This is a genomic window from Rhodomicrobium lacus (assembly GCF_003992725.1).
Classification (GTDB): Bacteria; Pseudomonadota; Alphaproteobacteria; order Rhizobiales; family Rhodomicrobiaceae; genus Rhodomicrobium; species Rhodomicrobium lacus.
In genome coordinates this window covers 70,919-95,940 of record NZ_RZNF01000003.1, presented here as the reverse complement: position 1 = coordinate 95,940, position 25,022 = coordinate 70,919, and the positions used below count along the sequence as shown (strand labels likewise).

At 62.1% G+C, this 25,022-nt stretch carries 24 protein-coding genes and 1 tRNA gene; 10 read left to right on the top strand and 15 right to left on the bottom strand.

Annotated elements, in window-relative coordinates:
* Positions 1-167 precede the first annotated feature (167 nt).
* Positions 168-464 (top strand): hypothetical protein, encoded by a 297-nt coding sequence (locus tag EK416_RS05180; RefSeq protein ID WP_127076445.1) that lies wholly within the window; start codon positions 168-170, stop codon positions 462-464.
* Between the two features lie 229 nt (positions 465-693).
* Positions 694-2,541, top strand: a complete 1,848-nt coding sequence (locus tag EK416_RS05175) for an ABC transporter ATP-binding protein (protein WP_127076444.1) — start codon at positions 694-696, stop codon at positions 2,539-2,541.
* Between the two features lie 126 nt (positions 2,542-2,667).
* Here EK416_RS05175 and EK416_RS05170 read toward each other — a convergent pair whose 3' ends face one another.
* The 4 genes from EK416_RS05170 to EK416_RS05155 form a co-directional block, all read right to left on the bottom strand.
* On the bottom strand, positions 2,668-3,429 hold the full coding sequence (locus EK416_RS05170; protein ID WP_127076443.1) for a protein tyrosine phosphatase family protein: 762 nt from the start codon (positions 3,427-3,429) through the stop codon (positions 2,668-2,670).
* 94 nt (positions 3,430-3,523) lie between these two features.
* The gene (locus EK416_RS05165) at positions 3,524-3,874 is read right to left on the bottom strand and encodes a DMT family protein (protein ID WP_127076442.1); all 351 of its coding nucleotides are present in this window, start codon (positions 3,872-3,874) and stop codon (positions 3,524-3,526) included.
* Positions 3,875-4,382: 508 nt separating this feature from the next.
* Positions 4,383-5,453, bottom strand: coding sequence for a ferrochelatase (gene hemH, locus EK416_RS05160; RefSeq protein ID WP_127076441.1), 1,071 nt, complete (start codon positions 5,451-5,453; stop codon positions 4,383-4,385).
* Positions 5,454-5,797: 344 nt separating this feature from the next.
* Positions 5,798-6,532 carry a hypothetical protein gene (locus tag EK416_RS05155; protein WP_127076440.1) on the bottom strand — a complete coding sequence of 245 codons (735 nt, stop codon included), beginning with the start codon at positions 6,530-6,532 and terminating at the stop codon, positions 5,798-5,800.
* Positions 6,533-6,698: 166 nt separating this feature from the next.
* Here EK416_RS05155 and lspA point away from each other — a divergent pair, with 166 nt between their 5' ends.
* The 5 genes from lspA to EK416_RS05130 all read left to right on the top strand — a co-directional run bounded on the left by lspA (position 6,699) and on the right by EK416_RS05130 (position 9,326).
* Positions 6,699-7,199 (top strand): signal peptidase II, encoded by a 501-nt coding sequence (lspA, locus tag EK416_RS05150; RefSeq protein ID WP_127076439.1) that lies wholly within the window; start codon positions 6,699-6,701, stop codon positions 7,197-7,199.
* Between the two features lie 35 nt (positions 7,200-7,234).
* Entirely contained in the window at positions 7,235-7,714 is a 480-nt protein-coding gene (locus tag EK416_RS05145) for a hypothetical protein (RefSeq protein ID WP_127076438.1), read from the top strand.
* A 420-nt stretch (positions 7,715-8,134) separates the two neighbouring features.
* On the top strand, positions 8,135-8,572 hold the full coding sequence (locus EK416_RS05140; protein ID WP_127076437.1) for a phasin family protein: 438 nt from the start codon (positions 8,135-8,137) through the stop codon (positions 8,570-8,572).
* Between the two features lie 188 nt (positions 8,573-8,760).
* Complete coding sequence (locus EK416_RS05135; RefSeq protein ID WP_127076436.1) at positions 8,761-9,009, top strand: hypothetical protein; 249 nt, start codon at positions 8,761-8,763, stop codon at positions 9,007-9,009.
* Positions 9,010-9,249: 240 nt separating this feature from the next.
* Positions 9,250-9,326 (top strand) — tRNA-Pro (locus tag EK416_RS05130).
* Between the two features lie 492 nt (positions 9,327-9,818).
* Here EK416_RS05130 and purL read toward each other — a convergent pair.
* From purL to purC, 5 genes are all read right to left on the bottom strand, one after another.
* Complete coding sequence (purL, locus tag EK416_RS05125) at positions 9,819-12,032, bottom strand: phosphoribosylformylglycinamidine synthase subunit PurL (RefSeq protein WP_127076435.1); 2,214 nt, start codon at positions 12,030-12,032, stop codon at positions 9,819-9,821.
* Between the two features lie 226 nt (positions 12,033-12,258).
* Positions 12,259-12,669 (bottom strand): hypothetical protein, encoded by a 411-nt coding sequence (locus EK416_RS05120; protein ID WP_127076434.1) that lies wholly within the window; start codon positions 12,667-12,669, stop codon positions 12,259-12,261.
* Positions 12,670-12,725: 56 nt separating this feature from the next.
* Complete coding sequence (gene purQ, locus EK416_RS05115; RefSeq protein ID WP_127076433.1) at positions 12,726-13,409, bottom strand: phosphoribosylformylglycinamidine synthase subunit PurQ; 684 nt, start codon at positions 13,407-13,409, stop codon at positions 12,726-12,728.
* Positions 13,406-13,645 carry a phosphoribosylformylglycinamidine synthase subunit PurS gene (gene purS / locus EK416_RS05110; RefSeq protein WP_127076432.1) on the bottom strand — a complete coding sequence of 80 codons (240 nt, stop codon included), beginning with the start codon at positions 13,643-13,645 and terminating at the stop codon, positions 13,406-13,408. The genes purQ and purS overlap by 4 nt, the downstream gene beginning before the upstream one ends.
* Positions 13,646-13,674: 29 nt before the next feature.
* On the bottom strand, positions 13,675-14,451 hold the full coding sequence (gene purC / locus EK416_RS05105; RefSeq protein ID WP_127076431.1) for a phosphoribosylaminoimidazolesuccinocarboxamide synthase: 777 nt from the start codon (positions 14,449-14,451) through the stop codon (positions 13,675-13,677).
* A gap of 288 nt (positions 14,452-14,739) precedes the next feature.
* On the opposite strand from purC, the gene EK416_RS05100 reads away from it, so the two are divergent.
* A complete protein-coding gene (locus EK416_RS05100) occupies positions 14,740-15,063 on the top strand; it encodes a DUF1476 domain-containing protein (RefSeq protein WP_127076430.1) in 324 nt (107 codons plus the stop codon).
* Positions 15,064-15,120: 57 nt separating this feature from the next.
* On the opposite strand, the gene EK416_RS05095 is transcribed toward EK416_RS05100, so the two are convergent.
* Together EK416_RS05095 and EK416_RS05090 are read right to left on the bottom strand one after the other, a co-directional pair.
* Positions 15,121-16,191 (bottom strand): NAD(P)/FAD-dependent oxidoreductase, encoded by a 1,071-nt coding sequence (locus EK416_RS05095; protein WP_127076429.1) that lies wholly within the window; start codon positions 16,189-16,191, stop codon positions 15,121-15,123.
* Positions 16,192-16,204: 13 nt separating this feature from the next.
* Complete coding sequence (locus tag EK416_RS05090) at positions 16,205-16,525, bottom strand: 2Fe-2S iron-sulfur cluster-binding protein (protein ID WP_127076428.1); 321 nt, start codon at positions 16,523-16,525, stop codon at positions 16,205-16,207.
* Positions 16,526-16,958: 433 nt separating this feature from the next.
* Between EK416_RS05090 and EK416_RS05085 the strand changes: the two genes are divergently transcribed.
* Together EK416_RS05085 and EK416_RS05080 are read left to right on the top strand one after the other, a co-directional pair.
* Complete coding sequence (locus EK416_RS05085; RefSeq protein WP_127076427.1) at positions 16,959-20,042, top strand: hypothetical protein; 3,084 nt, start codon at positions 16,959-16,961, stop codon at positions 20,040-20,042.
* 542 nt (positions 20,043-20,584) lie between these two features.
* On the top strand, positions 20,585-22,543 hold the full coding sequence (locus tag EK416_RS05080; RefSeq protein ID WP_127076426.1) for a DUF4139 domain-containing protein: 1,959 nt from the start codon (positions 20,585-20,587) through the stop codon (positions 22,541-22,543).
* A 376-nt stretch (positions 22,544-22,919) separates the two neighbouring features.
* On the opposite strand, the gene EK416_RS05075 is transcribed toward EK416_RS05080, so the two are convergent.
* The 4 genes from EK416_RS05075 to queD form a co-directional block, all read right to left on the bottom strand.
* Positions 22,920-23,636: a nitrile hydratase subunit alpha gene (locus tag EK416_RS05075; protein ID WP_127076425.1), complete on the bottom strand. Its 717-nt coding sequence runs from the start codon at positions 23,634-23,636 to the stop codon at positions 22,920-22,922.
* Positions 23,578-24,045 carry an SH3-like domain-containing protein gene (locus tag EK416_RS18090; RefSeq protein WP_127076424.1) on the bottom strand — a complete coding sequence of 156 codons (468 nt, stop codon included), beginning with the start codon at positions 24,043-24,045 and terminating at the stop codon, positions 23,578-23,580. The genes EK416_RS05075 and EK416_RS18090 overlap by 59 nt, the downstream gene beginning before the upstream one ends.
* The gene (locus EK416_RS18085) at positions 24,042-24,353 is read right to left on the bottom strand and encodes an SH3-like domain-containing protein (protein WP_127076423.1); all 312 of its coding nucleotides are present in this window, start codon (positions 24,351-24,353) and stop codon (positions 24,042-24,044) included. Before EK416_RS18085 ends, EK416_RS18090 begins: the two co-directional genes overlap by 4 nt.
* Before the next feature lie 136 nt (positions 24,354-24,489).
* A complete protein-coding gene (gene queD, locus EK416_RS05060; protein WP_127076422.1) occupies positions 24,490-24,846 on the bottom strand; it encodes a 6-carboxytetrahydropterin synthase QueD in 357 nt (118 codons plus the stop codon).
* Positions 24,847-25,022 lie beyond the last annotated feature (176 nt).

The following is a 25,022-nucleotide window of genomic DNA, read 5'->3' as shown; positions in this document are numbered from 1 at the left end:
TTAGGGGGTCTCGGGCGCCGGCGATCTTGGCGGAGATATGTCCAATCTGCGACCGCAGACGCCCCACTCCATAAAAAGAATGTCATGTTCGGGGGGCTGGATTTCTTTTTTGCATACCATATACTCAGTGTGCCGAGAAAAGGAGCGTTTAAACAAGGTCTGTTCAAATGAAGAAATACGTCGTTGCGATTGCGGTCGCATGCACGGCTCTGTTTGGAGCGTCCGTGCAGGCTGCTCCCGTTTCTTCTCAAGCCTCGGTCATTCAGAGCGAAGTCGCCAAAGCAGACGCGGTGGTGAAGGTTCAGCACTGGCGCTGGGGTTCGGGCGGCTGGCATAACCGCGCCCGCAGCCATTGGCGCTGGGGCTCGCGCGGTCCCGGTTGGCGTGGTCCCGGTTGGGGTCCGCGTCCGGGTTGGGGCCACGGCCCGCGTCACAGCCATTGGCGCTGGGGTTCGCGCTGGTAGCGCCTCCCTCTCATCGCTCCGAACGGCCCTTTCGAGGGCCGTTTTCTTTTTGCGGCATGCGGCACGTCGGTTCTGCCGGGCCTCGTTGGAGGGCACGGGCCCATTCGGGCGACATTCGCGCCCTGTCGACCGCCGGTGGAGGGCCGTTTGACAGCGAACGACACTTGTGCAAGCTGGCGCAAAGGCTTGTGCGCGGCCTTGGCGTCGCGCTTCACTCTCGCGCGGTTACATGTCGAAACGCCCTCACAGTCGCCCGATCCATAAAAGCTCGCGCTGGCTCATACGCCAGCTTTGGATCGATCACATCAGGGCCTACCTGTGGCGGCTCATCGGCGCGTTTATCCTGATTTCGATCCTTGCGGGCGTTACCGGCCTCTATCCCATCGTCATCAAATATTCCTACGATCTGCTCGCCAAGGGCGACATGGGCTACCTCTGGATGATCATGCTCGGGATGGTGGGTGTGACGGCGCTGAAGGGGCTGCTCGACTATCTCCAGGCCGTCTATACGAACCGGATCAGCATCACGCTTGGCCTCGACATGCAGAAGCGCCTTTATGCGCATCTCATGCGGGCCGATTTCGCGCGGTTGAGCAGCGAGCCGCCCGGCAACCTCCTGACGCGCGTCAACGGCGATCTCAACACCGTGCAAGGCGCGATCATGACGGTGTTCACGGTCGCGATTCGCGATGTCCTCACAGTCGTCTCGCTCGTCGTCTCGATGATCTATCTCGACTGGGTGATGACGCTCGTCATTCTCCTGTTTTACCCTCTGGTCGCTTTTCCCATCGCGCAAGTCGGGCGCATCGTTCGGAAATACGCATCGCGCGGCTGGGCTCAGATCGGCACCACGACCGCCGTTCTGATCGAGCATCTTTCCTCGCTGCGGCTGATCAAGACTTACCGCCTCGAACAGTATTCCTACGATCGCGTGAGCGATCAGCTCGAAAAAGCGGTGGAGTTTCAGCGCAAGACCGTTCGCATAAAGGCGGCGCTGAACCCGATCCTCGAAGTTTTCGGCGGCCTCGCCGTCGCGGGTGTGGTGGGGCTCGCGGCCTACCGCATCTCGCAGGATTCGAAGACCGTGGGGGATTTCACGGGCTTCATCGCGGCGCTGCTCATGGCAGCCCAGCCGATCCGCTCCTTTGGAAACCTCAACAATCGCATTCAGGAGGGGCTGGCCGCCGCCGAGCGCTTCTATGACGTTCTCAACGAAAAGCCCGTCGTCGTTTCGCCGCCGGACGCCAAACCGCTGATCCTCACCGGCGGCGGCCGGATTGTCTTCGACAACGTCTCATTTTCTTATAGCGACGACGGCCCGAACGCAGTGCGGGATTTCTCGTTGACTGTCGAATCCAACACCACCGTGGCGCTCGTCGGCAAAAGCGGCGCCGGCAAGTCGACGATCTTCAATCTCGTGCCCCGTCTCTACGATCCGCAGAGCGGCCAGATCGCGATTGACGGCCAGAATCTCCGCGAAGTCACGGTGGATTCGATCCGCGATCAGATGGCGCTCGTGAGTCAGGACATCACGCTTTTCGACGACACCGTGGCGGCGAATATCGCGCTGGGCAGGCTCGACGCAACCCGCGACGAGATTATCGCTGCCGCGAAGGCAGCCAACGCGCACGACTTCATAACGCGGCTGCCCGAGGGCTACGAGACGCGTCTGGGCGACCGGGGCCTCCGTTTGTCCGGCGGCCAGCGTCAGCGTCTGGCGCTCGCCCGCGCGATCCTGCGCGACGCACCCATTCTGCTGCTCGACGAAGCGACGAGCGCGCTCGATGCGGAATCAGAGCGGCTCGTGCAGGACGCGCTCGCGAGGTTCAGCGAGACGCGCACCACCCTCGTCATCGCGCATCGGCTTTCCACGGTGAAGAATGCGGACATGATTTGCGTGATGGAGGAGGGGAGCATCACCGAGAAGGGCACGCATGCCGAGCTTCTCGCGCGCGATGGCGCCTACGCGCAGTTGTGCAGGTCGCAGATGCTGACCCTTGAAGATCAGGACTATGCGACGCGCATCGCGGCGGAAGCGGGAAAGCAGGAAAAAGAGGCCCGGGAAAGCGCCGCGTGATGGGTGCAACGTGCCATTGCGGGTTTCAGGCGAGGCGCCTGACATCGGGACAATGCAAGCAATCGGTATGTCGCGTTGGCTTTGCGGAAAACGCTTTGCCTTGAAATGCCGTGCTCCAGCCGCCGCCTATTCGCGCTGAAGGGCGCGGTTGACCACGAAATTCGCCCAGTGGCTCGGCTTGAAGTTGCGCTTGATTTCGCCCGGATCGTAGCGCGTTTCCACCCACTCGAAGAACGTCATTGGCTCCTCGGTGTTGTCGGCGAGGTAGCGCTCGAAGAGATAGTCGAGAACGCCGGTTTCAGAACTGCGGATGTGCCCGAACTTGAGGCTGAGCTGCTTCGCCGCCTGCTCGATGGGCTGTCCTTCCTTCATGTACATGATGAGCGCGGCCATCATTCCGGCACGGTCCGCGCCGGACTTGCAATGAAACAGCACCGGATATTCGATCTCGTCGAATAGCGCGCGCGCCTGCCGGATCACGTCGGCCTGCGGCACCATTCGCGATTGCAGCTGAAAGTTGATCAGTCGGATGCCGTGACGCTCACACGCTTCCGCTTCGAGCCGGTAGCTGCCGCAATCGCGCTCGCCGCGCAGGTTGACGACGGTCTTGATGCCGCGCGCTGCGACCCACGCGATATGCGCCGGACTCGGTTGCGCGGAACGCCAGACGCCGGGCGCGATCTGATGCCGGTTTGAATAGATCGAGCGGAAAAAGTGGTGATCCATGAAGTACAGGTCGAAATAGTCGAGCACCTTGTTCGCACGCCGCCTGATGCGTTCCGGCGCGCGCCCGTCAAGGTCGTGTCGCCATCGACGGTAGCTGCCGCCCACTGCCTTGGAGTAGGGCTTAAGGAAGCGTTTGGCTGAGCGGAACGGATTGAAGGTCATGCAACCTGCGACATCGGGATTTCCTCGTTCTTTCGATATAGCCCGCTTCTGGCCCGGCGTCCAAGCGTCAAACGTCGACATCCCCCGCGCCCTCTTACGAGATCGGTCCCTTGAAAACGAAGAATGCGCCCAGCGCGATGAAGCTAAACCCGATAACGTGATTGATTGTGAACCGTTCGCCGAGATAGGTGATCGCGAACACCGCAAAGACGATGAGCGTGATGACTTCCTGAATCGCCTTCAGTTCTGCGCCGGAATAAACGGTGCTTCCGATGCGGTTCGCCGGAACAGCGAGGCAATATTCGAAAAAAGCGATGGACCAGCTCACCAGGATCACGATCCAGAGCGGCCGGTCGGTGAATTTGAGATGGCCGTACCAGGCGAACGTCATGAAGACGTTGGAGACGAGAAGCAGCAAAACGGGCACGATATTCGCAGATGTCATCCGGTTTCCCTCACTTGCGCTGCCGTTGGGCACGCCTTCTGCTCAACGCGCCGGCTTGTTGCCGCAGATGATCCCGAAGCGTATCCGCTTTACGCTTGACCGGACGCACTCCAACTCATGTCGACTTGTCCGCCGAGATAGCGGAACCCGGCGGCTTCCGATAAGCTTACGGCTTGAGACATGACGCGCTCAATTCTGCCGTCAAGTTTGCGCTTCCAGAATCCGCAAATTTCCTGAGCCGGGGGGCGGCCGGACGGATGATCGCAGAAGTTGCCGGGTCATCGGCAAGTGATACCGCGGGCGAGAAACAACGGCCGCCGTTGACGCCTCATTCCCAAGGTAAACAAACGCCGGCGGACCACGGTGGCGCAAAAATCGGTGCGGCCAGAATATTCTTTCAAAACAGGCTTTGGCGGCACGCCCGCCTGGCCGCCTGCTGAATTCATCGCGGCTGAAGCGTATCCGCTTTTGATCCACTCAAATGCGCGCACTTTTCCGCACGCGAGCTTTAGAAGTCGACCCAGCCGGAAAGCTCGCGTTTGATGATCGTCGTCAGCGCGTCGATGCTCTCGTGCGAATCGTTCAGGCAGGGCAGGGCAGCAAATTTCTCGCCGCCGTTCTCGGTAAAGATCTCGGCGCCCTGGATGCCCATCTCCTCCAGCGTTTCGATGCAATCGGAAGAGAAGCCGGGTGTTATCACCGCCACGCGCTTCACGCCCTTTTGCGCCAGTTCCGCGATGGTGTCTGCCGTGTAGGGCTGCAGCCACTCCGCCGAACCGAAGCGCGACTGGAAGGTCAGCAAGAGGCGGCTCTCGGACCAGCCGAGCGCATCGCGAAGAAGACGCACCGTTTTCGCGCAGTGACAGTAATACGGGTCGCCATTGTCCGTGTAGGAGCGCGGCAGCCCGTGAAACGAAGAGATCACCACCTCCGGTTCGAAATCGAGCGAGGCGATGCGCGACTTCGTGGATGCCGCAAGGGCATCGATATAGTCGGGGTCTTCGAAATAGGGGGGAACCACGCGAATGGTCGGCTGCCAGCGCATTTCCTTCAACGCGTCGAAAACCTTGTCGCACGCGGTTGCGGTCGTTGCCGCCGAATATTGAGGATAAAGCGGGAAGATCAGGATGCGGTCGCAGCCTTTTTCCTGAAGCGCTTCGAGCCGCGACTTGATGCTCGGATTTCCGTAGCGCATTGCCCAGTCGACTTCGATGCGCGGGTCGCGCGCAAGAAGACCGCTGATCTTGTCGCTCTGGCTGCGCGTAATGGTGCGGAGCGGCGACTCGTCGCGTTCGGAGTTCCAGACGGAGCGATAGGCTTCGCCGGACGTAAAGGGGCGCTTGGTCAGAACGACCATGTTGAGGATCAGCCACCAGACGACGGAATTGGCTTCGATCACGCGCCGGTCGGAAAGGAATTCCTTGAGGTAGCGCCGCATGGGCCAATAACCCGTGCCATCCGGCGTCCCGAGGTTGACGAGCAGAACCCCGATCCGGCCGTAATTAACGAGCGGATGGTCGGCGGGCGCAGCCAGTGGAGTGCGCGCCACCCCCCAGAAACGCTGCGGCATAAAGTTCATAATTCTGCCTCCCACCTGCTTTCGCGATCTGACGCCGCAATTTTCGTGCTCGTTTGTGCCCGCAAACGAAATACTCGAATAGCGTGTCGAGTGCAGCGTGTCATCCTACCTACGTCTATATATGCCCAAAAAATAATCGATTTTTCGTGAGCAGTGACGAAAACGCATGCTTGCGGGGAACAGATAGTAATCCACTCCTACGTTCGCAAACGCTGGCTGAACAACGTCTTAGTACCATTTCGCCGCAACGTCGGCTGACGCCACCTTATCTAGCCCGCTTTTGCAACGTTTTGTTAAACAAAACCGCTCGCGCAAGGCCCTAATTCGCCGCATCAAAACACGAATCAGCGCCAGTGTTCCGCGATCCACGGCGTCGGCCGCACCTGCTTGTAGAACACATGATACCAATGGTCGCGCGGCCATCTCCCGACGACTGCCTCGTCCGGATCGGGTTTGCCTGTGAAGGCCACCACCTTCGTTCCCGCTGGCAGCGGAGGGGTTTTGATGAGATTGAGCGGCCACTTCGGGATCAGGCTGTGCTTGAAGCTGTGGCACCAGGCATCCGGCCAGAACTCCATATCGCTGATTTCGCGGGAAATGAACGTCTGGCTGTTGCGATATTTTCCGTAATAGAGATCGAAATCGCTCATCAAGCGGTCGTAGAGGTAGGGGTGGCCGCCGACCGGGAACCGATAAACGGACGTGTTGCCGATGCGCTCTTTCGGCTGCGTCCAGTTGCGCGCCACGCAGAAATGCCCCGGCTTGTAGTCGAAGAAGTCGTCGAGGCTGCCGGTGATGACGACGTCGAGATCGAGAAAAAGCACCTCGCCCGAAATCCCGTCGAGTTCCTTTTGCCAGAGCGAAATCTTGCGCCAGGGCCACCAGCGCTGCTTCTCGGGCAGTTCGATATGCGGGAGCGGGTAGGTTTCGACACCTTCGTCTATGCCTTCCACGTCGTCCGTGTAGCAGACGAAACGGGCCGGGCGAGCGGTGTGGCGGCGGATCATGGAATGGAGACGGTTGACGTAATCCGGGCCGTAACGCTTGCCCCACTTCATGGAGATGATCGTCTGGCTCATCGTTTCCGTCCCCCCTTCTAGGCGGCGCTTATAGACCGGCCCCGTGCGGCTGTCACCTGTCGTTCTCAAGGCTTCCGGGGCCTTTTCATCCAAGCGCGGCGCTTGTGCGGGCGGATTTGCTCGGCTAGAGAGGCTTCGTCTGCTGCATCAGGTCTTCGAGGCACCGATGAGAATCTGGGGATCATATAGCCTGACAGGCCTCATCTTCGCCGCCGCAACCCTTCTCGTGGATCAGGTTCAGAAGGCGTGGACGATCGCCTTCTTTCAGACTGGAGAGACCGCGAAAGTTGTCGTCGCGCCGTTTTTCGACATCGTGCTCGTGTGGAATCGCGGCGTGTCCTATGGGCTTTTCAAGCAGGACGCCGCCGCCGGCCAATGGCTTCTGATCGGGTTCGCGCTTGCCGCGACGCTCGCGCTCTTCCTCTGGCTGGCGCACATGCAGACACGGCTTTCGGCAGTGGCGGTCGGCCTTATCATGGGCGGTGCGCTCGGCAACGCCATCGACCGGATGCAGTATGGCGCAGTCGCGGACTTCTTCCATTTCCACATGGGCTCGTTCAGCTGGTATGTCTTCAACCTCGCCGACATCGCCATCGTGGCGGGCGTCGGAGGGCTCCTTTACGACTCGTTAAAATCAAGCCATAAAGAAGCCGGAAACCAAGCCTAACGCTCGGTTTGGACGGGAATCGGGGGCGGCAAACCATGTTCGCATCGCGAAAAAGCGTGATTGGCGTGTCGGCGGCGTTTGCGCTTGCCGTGGTTCTGGCTGGCTGCGATGGCGGGCCGGATCTCGAAATTAACGCGCCCCTGCTCGACGCGGCCGGCGTGAACGTCAAGGAAACCCTGATGGGCAAGCCGGCGCCCGAGCCGAACCTTCAGGAACGCGCTCCCCTCGTCATGCCGCCGGCCCATGCGCCGCTGCCCGTTCCGGGCGAAGCGCCGCAGATGGCCGCCGCGCAGGCATGGCCTACCGATCCCGAAGAAGCCAAGAAGCAGGCCAAGAAAGACGCCGAAGCCAAGCGCAAGGAATATTGCCGCAACGGTGAATGGACAGACGACAAGGGCAACATCGACAGGTTCAACAAGAACGTGAATCAGGACACCCGTTGCCGTCCGGACTGGGTCTCTCGCGCCATCGGTACGACGAAGGACGACGACGAGAAGGGCAAAAAGGTCCAATAGCCAGAGCCCAGTACCAAGTTGCCACAGAGCGACAACGCTCCGGTATCGCCCGCTTAATGGTTTAAAATGACAATCGCCGGGGCGTGTGCGCCGTCAGGCAAGCGAAACGCGCCCGTCCGGCTGAGGTGATAAGCGGGCACCTTCCAGCGTTCCGACTTCTAAGCAATGGAGGTCCCGGATCGGTTGATCGGTGAAGCCGCCGACGTCGGCTTTCGCCCATAATGTCCCGGTCCCGCGCGAGGGACGCGTCTGAAACGCGACACGAAGAATTTGCCGCCCGCGCCAAAGAAAGCACCGCGAGCGCTTGCTAAATTGCCGCATATCTTCAATATTCAGGATATTAACCGTATCCGCGCGCATTGCGGAATACGGCAATTAACCCGTTTCGACTTCGCCGGGCAAATCAAAGGGAGAACGAACATGACCGATACACCCAATTTCGGCGAACTTCCCGATTCCGTTCGCAGCATTCTCAAGACGAGCATCGAGCAGGCGCAGAAGGCGTTCGACACGTTCGCAGCGTCGAGCGAAAAGCTTATTCAGGGTGTGGACACGTCGTCCGTTCCCGCCGCCGATGGCCTCAAGCAGCTTAACGAAAGGATCGCGGCCTTCACCCGCCAGAACGCCGATGCGAATTTCAGCCTCGCGCTCAAGCTGACCGATGCGAAACATCTGAGCGAGATCGTCGAACTGCAAAACGCCCATCTCCGCGATCAGATGGAAGCGTTCAGCCGTCAGTTGGAGGAACTGCGCGAATTGACGGTCAAGACGGTTAAGGAAGGCTCGCGCGCTGCCACGCAAACCGTGCAGAACGCCGCGAATTCGGTTCCGTCGAATCCCTTCTACAGCGGCAACTGATGCGATCTGGCGGAAGTCGCATGAGCTTTCTCGATGCGGCTTCGCCAAGTGTCGTCCCCCTTTCCGCCCTTGATCGAAATGAGACGTTGGTTAACGCTTTGACGTGGAATGGGCACATTCTTTGCTTACTTTTGCGTGTGGCCGGGCATCGGGCTGGTCGGCACAGGTACTCGTAAAGGGGAAGCAGTATGAAAAAGGATCACTCGAAGCGCGAACCGGCGGTCATTCGGGCTTGGGCGGAGGATGCCGACAAGAAGATTACCATCCAGATCGAGGATCGCGACGGAGAGGCACTCGCTTTCATTCAGCTTTCGCCAGAAAAAGCCTCCGAATTTTCCGACTGCCTCGCGATTTACGCGGCCAAGGTGAAGATGGCCGCCCGAGAGAAGAACACGTCCCGGCTCGCCTCCATGGCGCGGCCAGCCCTCCTTTGCTAGCGCGTCGTGCGCTTTGTGTCTGCCCGCTTCTGAACAGCGTGATGCTCGACATGTCGCCGGGGGGCGAGTTACACGACGTCTCCGACAGGACAGCAGAAACGCGCGACAAGGCCGCGTTCAAGAAATTGAAACAAACGCCTTTTCAGCGCTTGCGATACGGCAGCGAGGCGGGTATATACGGCAAACGCGTTCGGGACGACCGGACGCCCTGCCTTTCGCATCGCATCGATGCGATCATGTCGGAGTGTAGCGCAGCCTGGTAGCGCACCTCGTTCGGGACGAGGGGGTCGAGTGTTCGAATCACTCCACTCCGACCATTCTTATAACAGATGATGATGTCTTGAGGCTTTCGCGGCGCGTCGTTCGCCCTGCGCGGGAGCCTGCCGGCGATAGCTCTGGGTGCCCTTGCGCTTTTTCAATGCGCCCACTTCTGCCGGTAGCAAGCGGAAGGTCTGGCGGCTCTTGCGGGAAGGCCGTTCGCGTCGAGACACACACAGCTTTTCAGAGATGTGCCCTTCAGCCGGAAGCGTCTGCCTGATGAGCCGCCGCTGACCGGCACGGGCTTGGGGCCCCCCAGTCACATGGCTTCCCGGCAGGCCGATTGCCCCGCACTCTTGCCGGAAGGCGGAACCGATCCGCCTTTCCGGGAATCGAGGGCACGATCTTGCCCTGGCTTTGTCGCGTCTTGCCGGAAATCCGCTCCCGCCGCTGCCGTTGCCCAAGCCCGATCTTCTGATGAAACCGAGGCTTACCGCGCAAGCGCCCATCTTGCGATCGGCATGAAGCGCGTGCTTCGCAACAACGCGTCCCTACCGCTTCCCGCTCATATAGGTGGGCAGCCACTCTTCGTGCGCGCGGCGAAGCTCGGCGAGCGGCACCGGCTTTTCTCCGCCGATCACGATGGCATCGCCGCCAATTTCGGCCACGACGCGCGCGGATATACCGCCGGTCTTCGCATCGGTGAGGACGCGCTCGGCTTCCTTGCGAGACAGGCCGACGAGATAGCGGCCCTGCTCTTCGCCAAAGGCGGCGGCATGGGGCGCGAGGCTTTCGGCTGGAACATAGGTCAGCCCGCGCCGCCCGGCGATTGCCATTTCAGCGAGGGCGACGAGCGCGCCTCCGTCCGAAATATCGTGCACGGTGCTCGTGACGCCTGCCTCGACAAGGCCGCGCACGAAATCGCCCGCGCGCTTCTCGGCATCGAGATCGACGGGTGGCGGCGCCCCTTCGACGCGGCCGGTTGCGTGCTGCTGATAGAGCGACTGTCCGAGATGGCCGGTTTCGGCGCCGATCAGCACCACGACCTCGTCGCCGGGCTTCAGCGCCACCGTCGCCACGCGCGAGACATCGGCGATGAGCCCAACGCCGCCAATCGCGGGCGTGGGCAGGATGCCTTCGCCGTTCGTTTCATTGTAGAGCGACACGTTGCCGGACACGACGGGATATTCGAGCGCGCGACAAGCTTCGCCCATCCCCTCGATGGCGCGGGCGAATTCCGCCATGATCTCCGGGCGCTCGGGATTACCGAAATTCATGCAGTCGGTGATGGCAAGCGGCTTGCCACCGGACGCGGTGATGTTTCGCCATGTCTCCGCGACGGCCTGCTTGCCGCCCTCGAACGGGTCGGCGTAGCAATAGCGCGGCGTGACGTCCGTCGAAAGCGCGACGGCCTTGTTCGTGCCGTGGATACGCACCACGGCCGCGTCCGAGCCGGGACGCACCACGGTATCGTCCATGACCATGTGGTCGTACTGCTCCCATATCCAGCGGCGCGAGCACAGATGCGGCGACCCGATGAGCGCGACCAGCGCGTCGCCGAGGCTGTTCGGCGCGGGCACATTCTCCGACGGGATGACGGCGGGCACGGGCTTCGGCGCAATGGGACGGTTGTATACCGGAGCTTCGTCCGCGAGGATGCCGGTTGGCAGGTCGGCAACGGTTGCGCCCTTGTGGCGCAGCACGAGGTGCCCGGTGTCCGTGGTCGTGCCGATCACGGCGAAATCGAGTTCCCACTTCCTGAAGATGCGTTCGGCCAAGCCCTCCGAGCCGGGGCGCAGCACCATGAGCATGCGCTCCTGGCTTTCGGAGAGCATCATCTCGTAGGCCGTCATGCCCTCCTCGCGCTGGGGCACGAGGTCGAGATTCAGCTCGATGCCGGAGCCGCCCTTCGCCGCCATCTCGACCGACGAGGAGGTCAGGCCAGCCGCGCCCATGTCCTGAATGGCGAGGATCGCGTCTTCGGCCATGAGTTCGAGGCAGGCTTCGAGCAGCAGCTTCTCGGCGAACGGGTCGCCCACCTGCACGGTGGGGCGCTGCTCCTGCGAATTGTCGTCGAACTCCGCGGAAGCCATGGTTGCGCCGTGGATGCCGTCGCGGCCGGTCTTCGAGCCGACATAGACCACGGGATTACCCGCGCCCGCCGCCGCCGAATAGAAGATGCGGTTCGCATCCGCGAGGCCGACACACATCGCGTTGACGAGGATATTGCCGTTGTAGCGCGCGTCGAAATTCGTCTCGCCGCCCACGGTCGGCACGCCCATACAGTTGCCGTAGTCGCCGATGCCGGCCACGACGCCCGCCACGAGATGGCGCGTCTTCGGGTGGTCCGGTTCGCCGAAACGCAGCGCGTTCAGCAATGCGATGGGGCGCGCGCCCATGGTGAACACGTCGCGCATGATGCCGCCGACACCCGTCGCCGCGCCCTGATAAGGTTCGATGAAGGACGGGTGGTTGTGGCTTTCCATCTTGAAGATGATCGCCTGTCCGTCGCCGATATCGATCACGCCCGCGTTTTCACCGGGGCCACAGATGACGTGCGGCCCGGTCGTCGGCAGCTTCTTCAGCCACACGCGCGACGACTTGTAAGAGCAGTGCTCCGACCACATCACCGAAATGATGCCGAGTTCGGTGAGGTTCGGCGCGCGGCCGAGCTTCTCGCAGGCGAGGCGGAATTCGTCCGCGCCCATGCGGTGAGCGGCGGCCGTTTCTTCGGTGGCTATGAGGGCGTCATGGGTGGCGGGCATAGAGATGATCCTGTCGCGGGCCACTTCAGAGCGCGGCCCATCTCCCCGCTTGGCGGGCATGCCCGATCTTGAGGCGAGGTCGTTCTTCCAAACACGAGATCAACCTGCACTCGAAGCGCGTGCGCACGGGTTGACCGGCAACAACTAACAATCGCCCGGCCTGTCCGCCCGAGCGATCAGCATGGCCGGAACGCGTCCGGCCATGAAGTAGCTTGCGATGGCAGGCTCAGACGGAGCGCTGCTCGCGGTCGAGTTCATATTCGGCCAAACCGACCTTCAGCATGTCATACGCGTCTTCGAGGAATTCCTCCTCGTCCATGTATTCGACATAGCTGGGGAAATAGCCGGAATCGTCGTCATCGTCATCCGCATCGTCGGATATGCCGGCGGCCTGGAACGTGATGCTGCCGTCCTCATGGATATAGACGTTGGCGAGCGTCTCGCTGTCCGGCTTGTACTTGATCTGCACGATGGGGTCGCCCTCGGCCTCGGCGAGGACGAAGTCCAGCCGCTTCGAGGCGATCTGCTCGTTCAGACGCTCGACGAGCTTCGCGGCGGTCTCGCGGCGAGCTTCGGGGTCGAGCTTGGCGGTCTGCATCTCGCGCTTCACTTCATCAACTTCGTCGTCGAAACTCATGATGGCGATCCTTTCGCTGGAGCGGTTGACCCTTGAAGACGCAAAAGTTTGACTCGCTAGTTCAAAGTCCGTGTAAGCGATTCGAACAGGCGACGGCCATCGATTCCGCCTAAAGCGGCATCGGCTGCGCGTTCAGGGTGCGGCATGAGCCCCATGATACGCCCGGTGCGGTCGATAAGGCCAGCGATGTCGCGGCGGGAACCGTTCGGATTTCCGCTTGCGCCTTCGGGGGTCGGCGCGTAGCGGAACACCACCTGTCCTTCTCCCTCGATCCGGTCCAGCGTCTCGTCTTCCGCGAAATAGGAGCCGTCCTTGTGAGCGATGGGGATCGTAACGCGTTCGCCTTGCGTGTAGGCGTTGGTGAAGGCCGTATCTGTGCGCTCCACTATCAGGTCGACATCGCGGCAGATGAAGTTGAGGCCGCTGTTGCGCATGAGCGCGCCGGGAAGAAGCCCCGTCTCTGTCAGGATCTGGAAGCCGTTGCATATGCCGAGCACGGCGACGCCTCGCTCCGCTTCGGCCTTCACTGCGCGCACGATGGGCGACTGCGCCGCCATCGCGCCCGAGCGCAGATAGTCTCCATAGGAGAATCCACCCGGCAACACGATGAGGTCGACTTTCGGCAGGGCCTCGTCGCCATGCCAGACCATGACGGGCTTCACGCCCGTCACGGCTTCGAGCGTCACGGCCGCGTCGCGATCGCAGTTCGAGCCGGGAAAGACGATGACGGCAGACTTCATAGAAGTTCGACCCTGTAGTTTTCGATCACGGGGTTGGCGAGAAGCTGGCGGCACATGGCGTCGAGTTCGGTTTGCGCCGCCGCCTCGTCCGCCGCCTTCAACTCCACTTCGATGAGCTTGCCCTGGCGCACATCCTCGACGCCGCCAAAGCCCAGCGAATGAAGCGCGTTCGCGATGGCGCGCCCTTGCGGGTCGAGCACGCCGTTCTTGAGGGTTACGGTAATGCGCGCCTTCATTGTCGTCTCCGGCATTGATCGATATCTAGCTACTTCGATTGCACGAGCACCGGGCCTTTCGGCTTCGGCGCGGGGTTGTCGACAAGAATGCCGAGCCGCCTTGCAACCTCGGAGTAGGCTTCGAGAAGCCCGCCCATGTCGCGGCGGAAGCGGTCCTTGTCGAGCTTGTCCTTCGTCTCGATGTCCCAGAGGCGGCAGCAGTCGGGGCTGATCTCGTCGGCGAGAACGATGCGCACCTGCCCGTCGGGATCGTAGATGCGGCCGAACTCGACCTTGAAGTCGACGAGGCGGATGCCGATGCCGAGGAACAGACCGGAAAGGAAATCGTTGATTCGAAGCGCGAGCGCCATCATCTCGTCGATTTCCTGCGGCGCGGCCCAGCCGAAGGCGGTGATGTGCTCTTCAGTCACCATCGGATCGTTCAGCTTGTCGGCCTTGTAATAGAACTCGATGATGGAGCGCGGAAGCTGCATGCCCTCTTCGAGCCCGAGGCGCGTGCCGAGCGATCCCGCGACGACGTTTCGCACCACGACTTCGAGCGGGATGATCTCCACTTCGCGGATCAGTTGCTCGCGCATGTTAAGGCGACGGATGAAATGAGTCGGCACGCCGATCTCGTTCAGGCGGCTGAAAATGTACTCGGAAATCCGGTTGTTCAGCACGCCCTTGCCTTCGAAGCGCTCATGCTTCTGGGCGTTGAACGCGGTCGCGTCGTCCTTGAAGTGCTGGATGAGGGTGCCGGGCTCCGGCCCTTCATAGAGAACCTTCGCCTTTCCTTCGTAGATGCGGCGGCGGCGATTGTTCATGGTAGTAGACCCCCTTCTCAAGAAGGAAATAATCGTGGCGGATGTCATTGTCGGTACTTGAAGCGCATATTTGGTGCGTTGTCACGCGTCCACACGAAATCCGCTGGCAAAACGCGCTCTCGCGTCCCAAATCCAGAACGATTCCGAAATTGATGGGATGGCCATGTTGACTTCGAGCCAACCAACGGTATCCATGCTAAGGTGTTCAGGCAAGGCATTCATCAAAGATGGCTTCGCGAGCGGCAGTCTTAAAGTCCTCGCAAGCGTGGCCGAGGGAGGACTCTTTCCGTGACGACATTCGACGACCGCGAAAACGCTTTCGAAGCCAAATTCGCCCGCGACGAGGATCTGCGCTTCAAGGCGACGGCCCGGCGCAATCGCTATCTCGGCCTCTGGGCGGCCGAGCAACTGGGGATCTCCGGTTCCGAAGCCGATGCCTACGCCAAGGATGTGATCCGCGCCGACTTTCTGGAACCGGGCGATGAGGACGTCATCGCGAAAGTTCTGACCGATTTCAAGGCAAAGGGCGTTGCCGTCGACGACAAGGCTTTGCGCCGCAAGATCCTCGAACTGACGGGGCAGGCGCTCGCCGAGATCGAGGCGGGAAAATAGACAATCCGTCCAGCAAATAACAGGCGACAATGCCCGCGAGGCCGCTCGCGGGCATTGTCAGATAACGCCGAGCTTGCGCTGAAGGCTCGATGACGACGTGGTGTACTGGAAGACGGATCGCTTGTCGGGATAGACGATCTTCTGCGCGGCCTGCGCCATCAGCGCGGCTTCGTGAAAACCTGAAAGAATGAGCTTCAGCTTGCCGGGATAGGCGTTGATGTCGCCGATGGCGAAGATGCCAGGCTCCGACGTCTCGAACCGCGCCGTGTCGACGGCGATCTGATTTTCGTTGAGGTTCAGCCCCCAATTGGCGATGGGGCCGAGCTTCATCGTCAGCCCGAAGAATGGCAGGAGCCGTTCAGCCTCGACTTCATATTCGAGTTCCACGCCACCGACTGGGCCGCGAACCGTGACCGAGCGCAGCATGCCGTTGTCACCGTTCAGCTTCGTAAGCTGGCCCTGAATGAAACGCACGGACCCGTCGGCGAGAAGCTCGCGCAATCTGTTCACCGAGTCGGGGGCGGCGCGAAACTCTTCGCGCCGGTGAATCAGCGTCACGCTCTTCGCGATCGGCTGCAGGTTCAGCGTCCAGTCGAGCGCGGAGTCTCCACCGCCGACGATCAGAACTGCCTGGTCACGGAATGCGTCGATCTTGCGCACCGCGTAAAAAACCGATGCACCTTCGTAAGACTCGATCCCCTGGAGGGGCGGACGCTTTGGCGTAAACGAGCCTCCGCCCGCCGCGACCACAACCACCTTTGCGCGAAACCGGGTGCCGAGGTCCGTTTCCACCTCGAAGCCGCCATCGGTCTTTCTCAGCGCTTCGACGCGCTGCCCGAAATGGAATGTGGGTTCAAATGGACGGGCCTGTTCGAGAAGCCGATCCGTGAGCGCCTGCCCTGTTATCGTCGGATGCGCCGGAATGTCGTAGATCGGCTTCTCGGGGTAAAGCTCCGCGCACTGGCCGCCCGGCTTGTCGAGGATGTCGATCACATGCGCCTTGATATCGACGAGCCCCAGTTCAAACACGGCGAAAAGGCCGACAGGCCCCGCGCCGATGATGAGCGCATCCGTCCGGATTTCCGCGCCGCCGCCCGCGCCGAGCCCGACATTCATATCCAAGGCCATTCTCCCCCCTGCATCAGTTCTGGAATTCTGGGATGCGCACGACGAGTCCGTCAAGCTCTGGCTTGAGCCGGATCTGACAGCTGAGGCGGCTCGATGCCCGCACGTCGAACGCGAAGTCGAGCATGTCCTCTTCCATCTCGGAGGGCGCGCCGGTCTTGTCCTTCCAGGTCTCGTCGACATAGACGTGACAGGTTGCGCAGGAGCACGCGCCGCCACATTCGGCGACGATGCCGGGTACGGTGTGTTTGACCGCCGTTTCCATCAGCGTCTGGCCCGGCTCGCCGTCGACCGTGTGAACCGTACCGTTATGTTCGATGAATGTGACCTTGATCATGCCCAAATCCCTTGGCGAGCCTTCTATGCAGGAGAGATGGGGGGAATTTTCCGGGAGCCAATCGCAGAGACCGTCACGCCTCCGCACCGCGCCCGAAGTTGTCCTCCGCCGAAAAAAAAACCTGTGGTTTTCACGCACGAGCCGCTTCCGCCTTCATCCCCGCGGCTCGAATCGCACTATGACACTGAATGAATACGCATTGTTTCAGTGGAAAAGTTTCGATGCTTCATTAAAACTGCGTGTCTTCAGGTAATCTTTTTTTAGCCTCAAAAGTCCGTTAGCCAAGCTGTTGGATGGGATTTTGTCGGCGCTCGGTGAGCGTGTCTGAGGGGGCTATGACGATCTGCCTGGAGTTGATGCGTAGCGCCGTCACGTGTGTTTTTTGCGGCGCAGGCGGAATCTCGGTCACACCACATGCTGTCAGGACGGCCTGATGAGTCAAAAACAAGCGATCTCTCAGACGCCCATCGACCTCAAGCCTGAGGACGAGGCGAAAGACAAGGTCACCGGCGGCAACGCTCTGGAAAAAAATGCAGCTGCTCAGGGCGCCAACACACGCTCGCCCGCGGGCCGGGACGGCCAGCAGCCCCAGCCGCGCCGCGTACAGCCGGACCAAGACGACAGCACAGTTCATATCTCGTCCAACGCTCCCGCCCGCACGACCGGCGCGAAGCGGGTCGCCGCTCGGCCGGCCAATGACGACATGCCGTCCATCGGCGGCCTCATCTACGCCCTTCAGCAGAGGCCCTCGCGCTCACCCTTCATGATCGCGCTCGCCGCATCGGGCGTCTGGTTCGCGCTCGGCATGCTCGTGTCGTGGGCGGTCTTTCAGAAAAGCTTCGAGGGCGCCGAGACAACGGCTGAAATGATCGCGAACCCGGCCGTTTTCGGGGTCATCGCAACGGTCGTGATTCCGATCGCGCTCTTCTGGTTCCTTGCGATCCTTGTCTGGCGCGCGCAGGAATTGCGCCTCATGTCCTCCGCCATGACCGAGGTCGCGGTGCGGCTTGCTGAGCCGGATCGCATGGCAGAGCAGTCAGTCGCGTCGCTGGGTCAGACGGTCCGTCGCCAGGTTGCGGCGATGAACGACGCCATTTCCCGTGCGCTTGGCCGCGCCGGCGAACTGGAAGCCCTCGTTCACAATGAGGTCGCGGCGCTCGAACGGTCCTATACGGAGAACGAGAACCGGATTCGCAACCTCATCAACGAGCTTGCAAGCGAGCGCGAGGCGCTGGCGAACAACAGCGAGCGCGTCAGCGAGGCATTGCGCGGCATCGGCTCGCAGGTCACGCGCGAAATCACGGCCGCCAGCGAAAAGGCGACGCAGTCGCTCGGCCACGCCAGCAACACCATGACCGAGGCGTTCGCAACCCGCGGCCAGAAGATCACCGCCGCTGTCACGGCAGCCGGCGCCGCCATCGACGAGAAGCTCGCCGAGCGCGGGGCGCGGATCACAGACCAGCTCACGAAGCACGGCGCGCAGGCGGCGGAAGCGCTGCGCATTTCCAGCCTCGAAGTCACCCGCGCCATTCAGGAGACTTCAGACCGCACGGCTGCCGCGATCTCGGCCAAGGGCAACAGCCTCGTGACCTCGGTCATCGGCATGAGCGAGCGCGTCGGCCGCGAAATCCCCGTGCTCCTCGAAAAGCTCGGCACGGAGCAGACGCGCCTTAGCGGCATCATAGACGGCGCGACGCGGAACCTTGCCGCGCTCGAAACGGCGCTTGCCGAGAAGACACAGTCGCTCGACGCGACGCTTACCGACAAGACCTCCGTCCTCCAGACCGTGCTGAGCGAGCATTCGCGCTCGATCGACACGACGCTCGCCGAGCGCATCCAGGGTCTTGAGACGATCCTTTCTCGCCGTACGCATAATTTCGAAGTCAATCTGTCGGAGCGTGCGAAGCAGCTCGACCAGGCGCTCGCCGCCCGGACACAGGCGCTCGACTCTTCCGTCGGCAAGCACTCGGCGAATATCCGCGAGACCTTGGACAAGCACTCCGGGTCGATGGAGCACATGCTTGCGCGGCAGGCTTCCTCCATCGAGCGCGCGGTCACGACGAGTTCCGTGAATATTCAGCGCGCGGTCGAGGAACTTGCGGCGCGCTCGAACAGCGGCTCTGAAGCGCTGTCCAATCAGGCGCGTGTGCTCAAGGAAGTGTCGGCGAACCTCGTATCCCAGCTCGGCGGTCTGACGAAGCGCTTCGAGGATCAGGGCAATGCGCTTGCGACGGCATCCCGTACCTTCGAGATGTCGAACGCAAAAGTCGACACGATGATGGAGCACAGGCAGGCCGCCTTCACCAAGTTGATGGAAACGCTGTCGACTCGCGCGACCGAACTCGACCGCATGATGAACAGCTACTCCAACATGCTGGAGCAGTCCCTCAGTCAGGCCGAACTCCGCGCCCGGAAGGTGACGGAACTTCTTGCCAAGGACTCGGCGGAAAAGTCTCAGGTCGCCATCCGCGAAATCGAACGCCTCCGTGCCGACGCGCAAGAACACACGCAAAAAGCCGTATCCGAGTTGCAGGCCAACTTCACATCGCTTTCGGATCAGGTTTCGAGCCAGCTCACCGCCCTGTCCTCAAAGTTTTCCGATACGACGCGCGTGGTCCGGGACAACACGCGGCGCGCGGCGGTCGATCTCGAAACGGCGCAGAACGAGCTTCAGCGCCACGCGAAAGGCTTGCCGGAAACCGCCAAGCAGAGCGCTGGCGCGATGCGCCGCGCTCTTCAGGATCAGCTTTCGGCTCTCGACGCGCTTTCGGACCTTGCGAACCGCCATGCGTATTCCAGCGCGGTCTCCACGCCCGACCGGCGCGAGCAGGTCCAGCAGCAATTGCCCGCGCAGCAGGAGGCGTTCGCACCCCAGCGTCAGGGATACGATTTCGGCCAGCCGCCATCCGAAAAGGCGCTTTGGCCCGAGCAGCCGCCCGCGCGTCAGGCGCTTCCCGATCCTATCCCGGCACCGCCTCCTCCGCAGCCTCAGCCGCAACCCGTGCAGACCGTTTATCAGGAGCCTCCTGCGGCGGAGCGGCGGGGCAACTGGACCCTCGGCGATCTTCTTGCCCGCGCTTCCGAGGACGATGGCAACTTCTTCGACAAGGATGAGCAGGCCGGGCTTCCGGGCTCCTTCGCGCCCCGTTCGTCCAATGCTCCCCAGGCTGGAGATTCTGGCACGGACTTCACGATGAGCGACATCGCTGCGTGCATCGACGAGCGCCGCGTGATGGAGGTGTGGCAGCGGCTTAAGCGCGGCGAAACGGACATCCTGAAGCAGCGCGGTTTCTACAGCCGTCAGGGCCAGGGCGTCGTCGACCGTGTCCTGCGGCGATATGAGACCGACAAGACCTTCCGCTCCATTGTCGAACGCTACCTCGGCGATTTCGAGAAGATGCTTCAGGATCTGAGCCGCAGCGACCCGCGCGGTGGAAGCGTTCAGTCGAGGCTGGCTTCGGAAGAAGGGCGCATTTATTTCGTGCTGTCCCATATCAGCGGGCGCCTCGGCGGCTAAGCGCGTCAGGAAAAGTGCGACGGCGGTTTCCCTATGAGGAGGCACCTACCAGAGAGCCTCGCGTCGGCGGAGTTAATCAGTCTGAGCGCGGGCGCCTGATACGGCCCCCGCGCTTTTTCCGTCTGTCGCGCGTTTTCACGGCTCGTTCCGTCGGGCTCTCGCGTACTTTCGCATTTTGAAACACTCGTGTTCGCGCTCCGGCCTTGCAACCCCGTTGCGGTCAGGCTTCGCAAGCCACGGTTGAATCGACTTTCCCGCATGTCGATCTCACCGCCAGAGCCGTTCGTATCCGGCGCTGTCGCTGTCGGACCAGAACGCCCCGAAAAGCACCGCGCCTCATCGAATTCTTTGAGCCTCACGTGCTGCGAACGATCGCGCCTGGCGGTCCCGCGAGAGCCACCAAAAGGCCCCCTCCGTTCAGCTTTTCGCCCCGTTCGCACCCGATTCGCGGAGCACTTTGCCGCGTGTTCTTCTCTGCAATTACGCGGATCGCAAACATGAAACCAATAGTCGTGGCAGTAATTTTTGCAGGACTTTCTACCATGGCGGAAGCATCGGAACTGCCGCTGAAGCGCGTTGTGCTGTCTTCAAGCGGGCTGGCTCAGTTTACCCATGCGGGCGAAGTAACGCCCGGCGCGGCCTTGTCTCTCCCCGTCCGCGTCGATCAGGTCGACGATGTGCTGAAAAGTCTGACCCTGTTCGCCGCGCCCGGTACGCTCGGAGCCGTCAGCCTGCCCGGCAAGACGCCGCTCGCAGAACTTTTCCGCGACCTTCCCTTCGATCAGTCCGCGCTCTCGTCGCAAGCCGCCCTCCTTAATGCGCTCGTCGGCGCGGAGGTCGAGGTCGAAGGCAGCGTCAACGCCACGGGGCGCATTTTCCGCGTCGAAGACGAGGTGGCGCAACTTCCGAATAATGGGGGCGTCGTCAAACGTCATCGCCTCACGCTGCTGACACCGAAAGGCATGATTCAGGCGATCCTCGAAGACCTTACCGCACTGCGTTTCGCCGATCTCGCGACGCGCGCGCAGGTCGACAAGGCGTTGACCGGTCTCGCCGGCAACCGCGCGAAGGATCTGCGCACGCTCTCGATTTCGCTGACGGGCGACGCGAAGGCGGCGGCGTTCAGTTATGTGGTCGCCGCGCCGGTGTGGAAGACCGCCTACCGGCTCGTGCTGCCGAGCGACGGCGGCAAGGCGCGGCTGCAAGGTTGGGGCGTGCTCGAAAATCTCACCGGCGGCGACTGGAAGGACGTGGAACTGACGCTTGTTTCGGGCAATCCCGTCGCGCTGAAGCAGCAGCTCTACACCGCCGTCTTCGTGGACCGGCCGGAAATTCCCGTCACGGCCGGCGTGCGCATCGTGCCGAAGAAGGATGAGGCCGAGGTGCGCAAGCCGTTGCGCGCGGGTGCTCCCGCTTACCGCGCTGCGCCCGCACCAGCCTTGGCCGCCGCCATGGAGAAAGCCGACGGCGAGGCCGACCTTTACGCCCCGCAGTCTCTCGGCTCCGCCGCGCAGGCACCTGAGGCCGAAGAAGCCGCCACTCAGGTGCTCTACCGTTTTCCCGGCAAGGTGACGCTCGCCTCCGGCTCCACGCTGATGGTGCCGTTCGTCGATGCGGATGTCGCCGCGACTCGCACCTTCATCTATCAGCGGGACACGAACGAACGCCATCCGCTGGCCGCCGTGCGCCTCACGAATGACGGCGCTGCGGCGCTGCCGGGCGGCATCATCACGGCGTTTGAAACGGGCGGCGACGGTGCGGCCAACTTCGCGGGCGACGCGCAGCTTCCGCTTCTGCCGAAAGAGGCGACGCGTTTCGTGACCTTCGCGCTCGACGGGCGCACCGACATTCGCCGCATCGACCATGGCGTGACGCGGATCCGGCTCGGGAAAGCGGTTGCAGGCACACTGACGCTGACGACGAAGTCGCGCTGGGCCATCGATTACGACATCACGCCGCCCGCCACCGAAGACCGCGAGGTGGTGATCGACGAGCCGCGCGCGGACGGCTGGAAGGCGCTGGCGGATGCGGAGGATATCGAGGAGACGGCGACCCGGCTTCGCCAGAAGGTGAACGCGCCCGCCGGCAAGACGACACGCACGACGCTCTCGCGCGAGCGGGTGGATCAGACAACCGTCGTGCTCACATCGCTTTCGCCCGACGAACTGGCGGCGACCCTCTCGGGGCTTGAGAACGCCACGCCCGCGCTGAAAGATACGGTCGCGAAGCTCGGCTCCGTCGTCGAAACCCTGTCGAAGCTGAACAATCGCAAGGACGAGATCGACGGAGAGCGCAAGAAGATCGGCGACGATCAGGAGCGCATCCGCAAGAATCTTGCAAGCGTGGGGCAGGGGACCGACCTTGGCCGTCGCTATCTCGACCTTCTCAAAACGCAGGAAGACAAGCTGACGGCGTTCTCCACCGAAGAACGGAAGATCGACGGCGACCTTGCCGCCGCCAACCGCAAGGCCGAGGAGCTTGCGCAAGCGCTGGTGCTTTGACGATGCCACGAGGCACCCGGCTGACGTAGACGCACGAACGGCGCTGGGACGGCAACGCTTGCGAGCCCCCAGCCGCCCAATGTCAGCTCCCGGCTCGGCCAAAGCGTCGTGGGGCAAGACGGCGTACGGTGCTACGCGTCTTGGTTGTCGAGCGTCAATCGAGTCCGATTCAACGCAGGCCAATCCAGAGCCGCTTTGCAGAGCGGGCGGGGGAACGATCCACACGTTCGTCCGGGATAATTTCCGCAAATGCCGATGATGCGGCGCATCAGGCTTCGCCCAAACTGGTGCGTCCACCAAATGCGCCTTGGGACATGATCCACCGGATGGAACGCCGATTTGCTACGAGATGTCGTCGATTGTCGGAAAACAAGCTTCAGGCTTGGACCGGCGACGCGTCGCCCTCGTTCGTCAAAAGGCCGGGGAGGCGAGGAACGTGGACGCCGATCATGCTTTCGCGCGTGACGAGGGCTGCGAGATCCTCCTCCAGAAAAGCTTCGCTGCCGGAGGGCCGCATCGGCAGCACGAGATAGACGTGGTCCGCCGCCGCATCGTGGACGCGCACCTCCACATAGCTTGGAATATCCGTTCCGAATTCGGCCAGCACCTGACGCGGCTCGCGCACCGCGCGGCTTCTGTAGGCCGCGCTTTCATACCACGCGGGTGCGCGGCCGAGCAACGCGCGCGGGTAGGATGCGCCGAGCGAGGACACGACAAGATTATGCAGATGCGGCGTGTTTTCCACCACGATGAGCCGTCCCGGCCCCGCGTCGCAATCGAGTTCGCGCGCGGCAAGGTTGGCGTTCTCGAAGAGCCGCGCCTTGAAGGCGGGATCGGTCCATGCCCGGGCGACGAGTCTTGCGCCATAGGCGGGGGAGCCCGCATCGAGCGCCTCCACGGCGCGCTGGATGTCAACGGCCTTGACGAGGCCCTTCGCCACAAGAAGGTCGCTCAACGCTGCTTCGAGCGCTTCGTAATAGCCGAGCGGCGCAACCCTGCTCGTGGTCGCAAGCGCCCGCGACGTCGAACTCTGCTCAGGCGCGGCGCTTCCGCCGACCCGGCGCAACCCTACGATACCAAGGAAGTTGATCATCGGTCCTGTCTTTCGGATTGAGCGTCAGCCAGTGCTCGAACAACTCGATTTCGAGAGTGTCGTTCGGCGGACCCTTGTAATCGGGCCACAGATCGACCTGTCGGAACTGCACCCGATAGAGCATCTTTTTCGGAGTGAAGCGGCCATAGGCGATGTCGTCGGGATTGAAAAATTCGCCGAGCGGGCGCGAGATCGTGCCTTTCGCGCCCATGACATAACGCGGGGTGCGCGTGTAGGCGGGCGAAATCACGCGGCGCACATGGACCGTGTCACCGATGCCGAAGCGAGGCTCGTTGCCCTTGATGACCGGCAGCGTCGACGGCGCCATCGGCACAAGAACCGCAGGCGCGTCCGCCTGTGCGGAGCCTTCGGAATGAATTGCGTCGTCTCTCACGGACGTCTCGGTCATGGCCGCCCCCGATTCGAGACTGTGGCCAGCGAATCCGCCAGTTGGTCGCCGGTGATCGCGCCGCGTTCGAGCAGCGCGTGTGCCAACGCCACGACCGCGCGTTCATGATAGGTCGCGCCCTCGGCTGCGGCATTCTCGATACGGCGGCGCAACTCGTCCGGGGTGAACAACCCGCGCGCGGGATGCTGCAGGAGCGCGATGAGCGCCTCGACCCGATCATGCCAGGGCAGTGAGTCGCCGCCCGCAAACTCGATCGCACCGCCGGGCAAACCGCCGATATCGTTCTGTTTTCTCGGAGCATCTTGCATGGGAACGGCCACGATGACGGTTAGGTGACAGATAGGTCACGGTATAGCAAGACGGTCCGCGAAATGCAAAAATCAACGTAGGCGCGCAGGTGAGGCCGGTTATCGCAAGGCGCGCGAGTGTGCCCGGATCTGTTCACTACGCGCCGTTATATTCTGCCCAGCACTCCGGCGTTTCGTAAACGCGCACGGCGGTGAGTTGCGGCAGCGCGCCCGTCACGCGGTCCCAGATCCACACGGCGATGTTTTCGGCGGTCGGATTTTCCAGCCCGTCGACTTCGTTCAGGTAATAATGGTCGAGCCGCTTCAGGAGCGGGCCGAACGCCGCTTCGATATCGAAGAAATCGACGACGAACCCGGTGTCCGGATCGACCGGCCCTTCGAGCTGAAGCTCGACCCGATAGGAGTGTCCGTGTATCCGGCGGCAGGGATGTGTGTCCTTGACGAAGGGCAGGCGGTGGGCTGCCTCGAACCGGAACGACTGCGTGACTTTCATTGAAAAAATGCTCTCAACTTCGGATGGCGCGACGGCGCGCCGCTTCCTTATAACCCATGGGGGGGCAGGCGGCGCAAGGTTTCGCGCGGAATTGTGAGGATGTTGCCAGCTCGTTCCCTGGAACGAATCGGAGACGCGGCCGAGCGCGATTCGTGTCAAGCGCTCATGCGCGGTGA